Raw genomic sequence first — 9,295 nt, forward strand, 5'->3', positions numbered from 1 at the left:
AGAACACCAATTTCTGAGAGATATCTCAGCGAATCTGCAGCCTGCAAATCGATCCATCCTTTTGTGGAATGGGAGCATCACCCGGGTCATATTCAGGATGATTCAAAAAGTCATCGATATAATCAATCAGTCTGTCAGAAGCACAAGGCTCCAGTCGGAAGGCGTCTTTCTCCAGTGTTTTCCAGGTGACTCCCAACGACTGGCAAAAGAAGAATTCGAGAAGTCGACGCCGACGGACCGTAAGGTGAGTCTGTCTTCGACCGCTCTCCGTCAGAATTGCCCCTTCATAAGGTATTAAGTTGTAAACACCGGTCAGAAAACGTAGCGCCTGCCGGTTGAAAAACGTAGCGCTGGTTATGGAAAGATTCGTCCGATGTGTGGCTTGGAGATTCGGACGAAGATTGGGTCCTTATCTTACTTCGTCTCGTTTGACTTGCTGCTTGAGGTTTTTGTGTGTCGACGTTTCGCGTCTTGCAACCGGTAGCTTATGCGTTGTCGTTCGGATGATCTTGCAAGCCCGCTTCATGCCCGGCCAATCGAAATGCTCGTTGAGCATCGTCGTCGTGATTAGTCTTCGATGTTCAACACGTCCATGTCCCTTACAAAGCGTCGAAGCTTCTTTACGTCCGCTTCCATTTCGCGTCGTTGCCAGGGGGGAAAAGCCTTCGGTTTCAGCGAAGGCGAGTTGAATCTCTTTCAGCAAGGTTGGCTGATTTTCCTTGACAGTGAAAAAGTAATCACCGTCCGAATCAACGGTCTCTTCGCAAATATCTCGCTGGCAACACATGGCGTCTCCAATGATCGCTTTTCCCTTCAAAACAAGAGTTTTGAACAGATCAAAGACAGCCTTCGCTTCATTCGTTTTACAATCAACACGCGTCTGACTCAGCACGCAACCGGTTTGATGATCGAGTGCAGCGAGGAGATGCACTGCGCGTTGATGCCAATACTGTTCGACACGATATTTGCGCACTGTCGCATAGTAGTATAAAATACTGCCATAACGACAGGAATCAGCATGGTTAAGAAACGACCTCATCAGATTGAAGCAAGTGATATCACCGGTCTTAAGTATCTGGATCGGGTCTTCCGCTGTTTAAACGCTTGCGTCCCGAGGGTACAGAACGCGACAAAGCCGGTAATCGGCAACTGTTCTACGATCAGTATTGCGCGCTGCAGTTGCTTTATCTCTTCAACCCGATTGTTACTTCACTACGTGGATTACAGCAGGCCAGTGAACTCAAAAAAGTTCAGAGAAAACTCAACTGTCCACGATCTTCTCTGAGATCTCTGTCGGAGGCAGTTCGCGTGTTTGATCCCGAGCTACTGCGGGAAATCGTGGGCGAATTAATTGAAAAACTGCCTGTCCAAGAGCCTCAGGATCGGCGTCTGCAGGATCTGGCTCAGGCACTGACTGCCGTAGATGGTACGTTCCTAAAAACACTGCCTCAGATCACTCAGGCCTGTTTTTCAACCCGACAAGATAAGGGATGGCAGTTGCATACACATTTTGAAATACTACGGGGAATTCCTGTTCGCATGGATTTGACAGATGCCACCGGTATGAAAAATCAGTACTGTCCAGAGTACTGGAAAAAGATCGTTGCTACATTCTCGATCAGGCATATGAAAAATATGCCCTGTTTAATGAGATTGTTAATGCCGGCAGCAGCTATGTCTGTCGGATCCGTGGGGATCACATTTTTGTAGAACAGGAATCCCGTAAATTAACCGCAGAAGCCCAAGCAGCAGGCATACTGGAAGATCAGTCAGGGTATTTGGGTTCTCCCAAGTCACGGAGAACCCAAATGCCAAGATCATCTGGTGCGGCGGATTACTGTGAAAATTACTCCTCATCCTAAACGGGGAGGACGGAGGTGGGAAGGTGCTACCCAGGACCTGGTTGTAGCCACCAATCTGCTGGATGTACCAGCAGAAGTCATCGCACTGATTTACCAGCACCGTTGGCAGATCGAATTGTTCTTTCGTTTTTTGAAGCATGTACTCGGCTGTCGTCGCTTGTTCAGTCAGGATCCACAGGGGGTTCAGATACAGACTTACTGTGAGATGATTGATTGTTTATTGATTAGTCTGATCACAGGTAAAAAACCGACACTCCGAACATATGAAATGCTGTGTTTTTACTTCAGTGGGCTGGCGGATGAGGAAGATCTGATCAACCATATAAACCGCCTGCAATCCCACGAATCCAGATAAAACGAGAGCTCTCGCCTGACTACTGACTGTTGGTGACGAGATGATTCATGCTGCGCAGTTCATAAGATTCAGCTGTCGCATATGAGCCCCATCTAAAAGAGGCTCGTAGACAAAACCTCTGCAAAATACTGCGCACAAAAGTTAAAGTATTAAATCAGAATCAAATGCAAACGGTGGGCTGAACAGTATTGCGTTGATGCGTCTGTAAACTGCCGCACAACGTATTGCCTTCAATGGAAGTTGCACACAGAGAATCATTATCAATTTCGACGCCTTCTAAAGTGCACATCCATTCGCGAATCGCCTGCTCAAATTCTTCTGGACAAATCTTTTTGAGGAGATCTGTGTATGTGTTCGCACACGGTGGAATTCGTTTGAAGCCGAGCCAATGATAGGTACTTCGCTCAAGTTGGCGAACCCATTTCGCAATCATTCGCATACTGCGAATTCCACTAAGTGTTCCGCAAATAATAGCCGCCAGCATGGCATTAAAAGTGTGGCGTTGTCCCTGACGCCCGCGATGGTCGGTGATCTGATCCAAAATGGAAAACAGGTCGCACAAGTCGGCGGGTTGCATCGTATTGCCTCCTTGGTCTTGTAAAAGTTGAACTCCGTTTTGTAACTTTGTGGAAAAATATCCCCAAAACAGGACGTTATTTCCTACCCAGACCTACTACACACATTCAATGCCATATTCTGAGCAGCCCTGGTGAAACCCTACTTCGGTCTTGACACGTCTACTGTATCTTTGTAAAATTCTGATTATGATGAAGAATGGCACTCATATCTTTCAGCATGGATTGGTTTTAGCAGCAGTTTTGTTGTTCGCTATACCACTCGAAGTTTGCTACCATTCCATCACTTCTCCACATTGCTGCCAAAATGCCGAACGTAGCATTCCTTGTGATAGTCCATTATGCGAATGTCATCGAACGACGGTTTTTGCCGCTTTCTTTCAGATTTCTGGTCAGCGAATAGAGCAAAGTGATCTGAGTATAGCCAAGTCGGATGTAACCGAATTATTTGGGGCTTATCTTCAGGAAGATGCTTCTTCCCCTCCACCAACAACGGCACTCGAACGTTGTGTGCTTTTTTCGCGGTTGACTCTGTAATCCTTCGCGAGGGTTATATGTATCCGTGGATTGAACGGTTAGTGTCTCCAAGCAGCATAAGGCTGCCGTCAGCATCGCTTTTCTCTTGTCCGATGCCTCGTGTTTGACGAGCAGTTTAAGCCGTTTTCCCTTCTTAATTGTGTTCAATCATCTTCCTTTGGCACAATAGGGTGCCTGGAATAGGTGTTTTTCATGTTAGTTCTTACCCAAAAGATCTCTGAGGCAACCAAGCCTCCTTCGCTTAGTGTCTCCCGGACTGTTAAGAGTGTTGAAGGCTGGCGTGTGCGTCCGGCTGTTTCTCCACCGAAGGAAATTCCAGTACATAGCCAAGATGTTTCGGCGCGGACCAAGCCGCTGTCGCCCTCTAATGCTGGGATAAATGCTGTCCGCATCTTGGTGGCGGACGCAGATTCTTCTCTTGCCAAAATCTATACGACTCACCTGTCATTATTGGGTTTTGAAGTGACCATGGCTTGCAATGGAGTTGAATGTCTGGCTCGACTCCGCAATCGAATACCTCATCTAATAGTTCTGGATGCCGGGTTATTGTGGGGCCGAGCGACAGATGTTCTGGCTATATTGGATGAGTGTACCGACATTCCTGACGTGCCAGTTTTGGTGACATACGATCACACCTGTGAGCAGGCATTACCTGATGTGCGTTCTTTCCGCGTGAACGATTACGCGGCGAAACCTCTCACCCCGAACCAACTTGCTGAACGCATTCGCGAACTGATCGCGTTTGCGGGCAATTGCGACGAAGATCTTGACTCAGTTGACAATTGCGAAGGGCAATCACCTAAAAGAACTACGGGGAGTGCTCATGATGAACGTAGATCGAATTGAAAACCTGTGGTGTAATAAGCACCGCATGACAGCTTTGATGGGCTACGGCCTTTTGGCCGTCGCTGTAGGCGCAGCAGGCATGTACGCGGTCACGCGAGCTTTTCTGACTGAGCCTGTAAGCGGTGTAGCTTCTACCGAAGCGAGACACGGAGTGGATGACGAGCATGGTGAGGATTCATATGTGGTTACACTCGCAAAAGACAAATGGGCCGTAGCTGGACTTCGCATTGCTGAGGTTGCCAGCAGCAATCTGACGAGGACCGAGTGGATCACGGGCAAGGTAGCCCTGAATGAAGACCGCCTGGCGCATGTTTATTCTTTGGTCGATGGGCAAATTCATGAAGTTAAGGTCCAGTTCGGGGACGACGTAAAGCAGGGACAGGTGTTGGCCGTTATCGACAGCAAAGAGGTCGGCTTGGCCAAGCTGGACTTATATAAAGATCGGCTCGATGCCGAGTTCGCCAAGATCAACTATGAGTTCATGCGAGAGATCAACGAGAACACACAAGCGCTCATCAAAGTTCTAATAGAACGGCCTCCACTGGAGAAAATTGGAGCGACATTTGATGACAAGCAGCTCGGCAAGAACCGCCAGCAGTTGATGACTGCCTACGCGAACCTATATAAATCGCGTGCCGACTACGAGCGACTCACGTCGGTGGCGGAAAGTGGCGTGGTGGCCGGCAAGTTATTGATCGAAGCCAAAGCCCGGTTCGAGGCGGACCAAGCCACATTTCAGTCACTCTTGGAACAATTGAAGTTTACTGCATCACAGGAGGCTTTGCTCGCCGAACAAAAACTTCAGCAAGCCGAGCAGACCGTGGCGGCCAGTCGTTCACGCCTACTCATACTCGGCTACCAGCAAGATGACCTGAAAAGCATTGATCCGATCAAAGAGGGCGAGATGATCGCACATTATGAGCTTCGCGCCCCGTTCGATGGCACGGTAATTGGCAAAAACGTAGTGCTGGCCGAGCGGGTGGGACCCGATACCGAGATGTTTCAGGTTGCTGACCTATCGACGCTGTGGGTGCAAGCAGATATCTATCAAAAAGATTTGCCCAAGACTCGCCAACTCGGTGAAACGCTGCGGTTTCGCTCCCCGGACTCAGACCATCTTCACGAAGCCCGTATCTTCTACACGGGTGATATTCTTGATCCAGAAACTCGGACGGTGCGATTGCGTGCCACGATTGACAATCCGGATCGTCATCTGAAACCAGGCATGTTCGTTGAAATCGCATTGCCGGGAGAAACGCTGTCCAACATCGTGACGTTGCCGGCGTCTGCCATTCAAGAAGTGGAAGGGCATGATGTCGTATTCGTACAGACCGGACTGGAAGCGTTCGAGAAGCGGAAAGTCAAGGTTGGAATGCGCAGCGGCGACACCGTACAGATCCGCGACGGGTTACAACCTGGCAACAAAGTGGTTGTGGTCGGTGGCTTTGCCCTGAAATCGGAACTGATGAAAGGATCGATCTCGCATGGCCATTAAAAGTCGAGAGCATTTTCGTCTACACTCCCTCTTGGTGATTACCTTTCTGCTCTACAATTTTCTGGGGCTCGCTCGCCAGCTTCGGAGCCAGCTATGATCAACAAATTCATCGACGTCTCATTGGACAACCGCTTCGTCGTATTATTGCTGGTTGTATTGCTGATCGCGGTTGGTCTGTCGTCGATGACTACATTACCCGTCGACGCCGTACCTGACTTGACCAACGTACAAGTTCAGGTGTTGACAACTTCGCCTTCACTCGGTCCTGTCGAGATGGAGCAACTGATCACATTCCCTGTCGAAACGTCGATGAGCGGTATTCCCCACGTCGATGAAATACGGAGCGTGACGAGGTTCGGTCTGTCGAACGTGACGATCGTGTTCGAGGAAGGCACGGACATCTACTGGGCACGGCAGCAGGTCAACGAACGATTGACTGAAGCCCGCGGGGAAATTCCCGCTGGGTTGGGAACTCCCACGATGGGGCCGATAGCGACGGGTATGGGTGAAATCTACCAATTCGAGTTGCGCACCAAGCCGGGCTGCGACTACGACCTTCAGGAATTGCGAACGATCCTCGATTGGCAGATTGCCTTTCAGCTGCGCAGCGTGCCCGGTGTCATTGAAGTCAATACATTCGGCGGAGAACTGAAGACGTACGAAGTGCAGGTGAATCCGAATGCCTTACTGAATTACAAGATCCCGCTGAACCGTGTATTCGAGGCTTTAGAGCGCAACAACGCCAACGCGGGCGGAGGGTACATCGTTCATCACGAAGAGCAACGGTTGATCCGCGGCGAAGGGCTCATCCAGTCCCTTAATGATATCGCAGACATCGTGTTGGACGCCCGCGATGATGGCACTGCGGTTCGCGTGCGTGACATTGGCGAGGTGCATTTCGCCCCGCTGCTACGTCAAGGCTACGTCACGCGCGACGGACGCGGTGAGGCGGTGACCGGTATTGTGATGATGCTGATTGGCGAAAACTCCCGCGTGGTCGTTGATCGTGTCAAACAGAAAATCGCCGAGATCGAAAATTCGCTGCCCGAAGGTGTTTACATCGACACATTCTACGACCGCACCGATTTGGTGCGCCGCGCCATCGGCACCGTCACCGAGAACATCAGTGGCGGCGCGATCTTAGTCATCATCATGCTGTTTCTGCTTGTGGGCGACTGGCGCGCCGGGTTGATCGTAGCATCGGCCATTCCGTTGTCCGCGCTCATTACATTCATTTCTATGAATTATTTCGGCGTCTCTGCGAACCTGATGAGTTTGGGGGCCTTGGACTTCGGTATCATCGTGGACGGGGCGGTGGTGATGGTCGAGAATGCGATCCGCCATGTGGGCGAGGCAAAACGCCGCAACCCCGAGTTGAAACGCGCGGGGCTGGACGTGTTTCGCGACGCCGGCCACGAAGTGGGTCGGCCGATCGTGTTCGCGGGCTCGATTGTAATCATCGTCTTTCTACCGATTATGTCGTTGCGGGGGATCGAGGGGAAGATGTTTGGCCCGATGGCCTTTGCGTTCATGTCGGCCCTGGCCGGAGCGCTGGTCCTGGCATTGACCGTCATGCCTGTGTTGGCCTCGCTGTTTCTGGCCCGCAAGTTTTGCGAAAAGGATTCCTTCCTCGTCCGCTGGTGCAAACGGGGCTACGAACCGTTATTGCGGTTGGCGATCCGCTGGCCGTTGGCCGTGTTTCTGATTGCCATCGCCGCATTTTCCATGGGAATAGTGATCGCAATGGGTTTTGGGGCCGAATTCGTCCCTAAGCTGGATGAAGGCGACATGGCGGTGCAGGCAATCCGACTGCCGAGCGTTTCGTTGGAACGCTCGATCGAAATGACCACGGAAATAGAAAAGACGCTATTGGCGGAGTTTCCTAAAGAAGTAGAATCAGTGATCTCCAAGACCGGTCGCCCGGAAATCGCCACCGACCCGATGGGCGTTGAGATGAGCGACATCTTCGTGATTCTCAAACCGAAAGGCGAGTGGCGTTTCGCTAGCAAACCGGAACTGATTGAAGCCATGAAGGAAACGCTGGAAAAAAACATTCCGGCGAACAATTTCAGCTTCACGCAACCAATAGAATTGCGAGTGCAGGAATTGATTGCTGGCGTGCGCTCGGATGTCGGCATTAGCCTCTATGGAGACGACCTGGAGAAACTGAAAGAGATCGGTAACGAGATCGCTGGTGTGGTCCAGCAAGTGCCCGGAGCGGCGGACGTTCAGCCCGAACAGACGGGCGGTTTGCCCTATGTCCAGATGCGCGTTCGACGCGATCAGATCGCCCGGTATGGTATTAACGTCGGGGATGTGCTCGACGCGATCTCAATCATTGGCGGGAAGGAGGTCGGGCAAGTGTTTGAGGGCCAACGTCGGTTTCCCTTGCAGGTGCGTCTGGAGCCAAAATGGCGGAGAGATGTCACGGCGCTTAAGCACATCAAGGTTGCTGATCCCACCGGTCGACAGATACCACTGGAACAGCTTGTTGAGATTGAAGTTGGTCCTGGAGTCGCGCAGATCAGCCGTGATGAAATTCGCCGCCGCTTTCTGATCCAAGTGAATGTCCGCGGCCGTGACCTAGCGAGTTTCGTGGCGGATGCCCAGAAAGCGGTCGAGGAGAAAGTGAAACTGCCACCTGGCTACCACATCGCCTGGGGAGGCAGCTTTAAAAACCTGCGAGAAGCGACGGGGCGGCTGACGATCGCTGTTCCGCTCGCACTGTTACTGATTTGCTCGTTGCTGTACATGACATTCAGGTCCGGCAAGCTGGCCCTGTTGATCTTCTTGAATGTGCCAGTCGCCACGACCGGCGGGATTTTGGCACTCTGGATACGCGGCATGCCTTTTTCGATCTCGGCGGGTGTCGGATTCATTGCCCTATCCGGCATCGCCGTGATGAACGGCGTCGTCCTGATCGAACACGTGCGGCATTTGCGGCATCGGGGCCAAAGCATTAAGGATGCCGTCTACCAGGGCGCGCTGGACCGCCTTCGACCCGTTTTGATGACTGCCACGACTGATGCACTGGGATTCATCCCCATGGCCATCTCAACCAGTTCCGGCGCGGAAGTCCAAAGACCTTTGGCGACGGTTGTCATCGGCGGCGTGATTACGTCGAGTCTCTTGACTCTAGTAGTCCTGCCGGCCATTTACCGCTGGTTCGAGCCGAAAGGCGAAGAAGATGTGGAATTATGAAAAGAGTCGAGAGGCAAGTGCCGGAGAGACGAGTTGATGAGTGAGTTCCTGAAAGTGCTTGGCCTTGCCCTTCTTTCGGCTTTGGGAAATTTTGGGGGAGGCGTGATCGCTGAGTGGTTACATCCTTCGCAGAAGACGCTTAACCGGGCATTGCACGCCGCGACGGGAATCATCTTAGCCGTTATCGCCGTCGAGGTGATCCCCAAGGTATTGGACAAAGCGTCGACTTGGTTGCTGGCACTGTCATTTGTCGCGGGAGGTGCGGCGTACTTGCTCCTGGAAGCTGGAATTGATCGCTGGCAACGGAGCAAACCCAAGGGAGCCGGCACGGGAGCCTGGATGGTGTACACGGCGGTCGCCACTGACTTGTTGGGCGACGGGCTTTTGATCGGCGCGGGCTCCGCCCTATCAGGCCAAATGGGGC

General features: G+C 51.8%; 8 protein-coding genes. 6 read left to right on the top strand and 2 right to left on the bottom strand.

What is annotated here, in order from left to right:
- Positions 1 to 409: 409 nt before the first annotated feature.
- Complete coding sequence (locus AACZ40_RS26240; RefSeq protein WP_145190941.1) at positions 410 to 1,039, bottom strand: ISAs1 family transposase; 630 nt, start codon at positions 1,037 to 1,039, stop codon at positions 410 to 412.
- A 269-nt stretch (positions 1,040 to 1,308) separates the two neighbouring features.
- Here AACZ40_RS26240 and AACZ40_RS26245 point away from each other — a divergent pair, with 269 nt between their 5' ends.
- Entirely contained in the window at positions 1,309 to 1,710 is a 402-nt protein-coding gene (locus AACZ40_RS26245) for a hypothetical protein (RefSeq protein ID WP_145190944.1), read from the top strand.
- A gap of 114 nt (positions 1,711 to 1,824) precedes the next feature.
- Positions 1,825 to 2,217 carry a transposase gene (locus AACZ40_RS26250; RefSeq protein ID WP_291169579.1) on the top strand — a complete coding sequence of 131 codons (393 nt, stop codon included), beginning with the start codon at positions 1,825 to 1,827 and terminating at the stop codon, positions 2,215 to 2,217.
- A 160-nt stretch (positions 2,218 to 2,377) separates the two neighbouring features.
- Here the strand turns inward: AACZ40_RS26250 and AACZ40_RS26255 are convergent, their stop codons facing one another.
- A complete protein-coding gene (locus AACZ40_RS26255) occupies positions 2,378 to 2,794 on the bottom strand; it encodes a transposase family protein (RefSeq protein ID WP_145190947.1) in 417 nt (138 codons plus the stop codon).
- A gap of 727 nt (positions 2,795 to 3,521) precedes the next feature.
- On the opposite strand from AACZ40_RS26255, the gene AACZ40_RS26260 reads away from it, so the two are divergent.
- The 4 genes from AACZ40_RS26260 to AACZ40_RS26275 all read left to right on the top strand — a co-directional run.
- Entirely contained in the window at positions 3,522 to 4,175 is a 654-nt protein-coding gene (locus AACZ40_RS26260; RefSeq protein WP_145190950.1) for a response regulator, read from the top strand.
- Positions 4,153 to 5,670, top strand: a complete 1,518-nt coding sequence (locus tag AACZ40_RS26265) for an efflux RND transporter periplasmic adaptor subunit (protein ID WP_145190953.1) — start codon at positions 4,153 to 4,155, stop codon at positions 5,668 to 5,670. The genes AACZ40_RS26260 and AACZ40_RS26265 overlap by 23 nt, the downstream gene beginning before the upstream one ends.
- Positions 5,671 to 5,763: 93 nt before the next feature.
- Entirely contained in the window at positions 5,764 to 8,871 is a 3,108-nt protein-coding gene (locus AACZ40_RS26270; RefSeq protein ID WP_145190956.1) for a CusA/CzcA family heavy metal efflux RND transporter, read from the top strand.
- A gap of 36 nt (positions 8,872 to 8,907) precedes the next feature.
- Positions 8,908 to 9,295, top strand: a 388-nt coding sequence (locus AACZ40_RS26275) for a hypothetical protein (RefSeq protein WP_339676528.1), incomplete at its 3' end; no start/stop codon positions are given.

Origin of the sequence: uncultured Gimesia sp. (assembly GCF_963972345.1) — a bacterium.
Lineage (GTDB): Bacteria > Planctomycetota > Planctomycetia > Planctomycetales > Planctomycetaceae > Gimesia.

Bases quoted from the DNA above. Each gene is read 5' to 3' on its own strand.
- AACZ40_RS26240 (WP_145190941.1), bottom strand. From the start codon at position 1,039: ATGAGGTCGTTTCTTAACCATGCTGATTCCTGTCGTTATGGCAGTATT.
- AACZ40_RS26255 (WP_145190947.1), bottom strand. From the start codon at position 2,794: ATGCAACCCGCCGACTTGTGCGACCTGTTTTCCATTTTGGATCAGATC.
- AACZ40_RS26260 (WP_145190950.1), top strand. From the start codon at position 3,522: ATGTTAGTTCTTACCCAAAAGATCTCTGAGGCAACCAAGCCTCCTTCG.
- AACZ40_RS26265 (WP_145190953.1), top strand. From the start codon at position 4,153: ATGATGAACGTAGATCGAATTGAAAACCTGTGGTGTAATAAGCACCGC.
- AACZ40_RS26270 (WP_145190956.1), top strand. From the start codon at position 5,764: ATGATCAACAAATTCATCGACGTCTCATTGGACAACCGCTTCGTCGTA.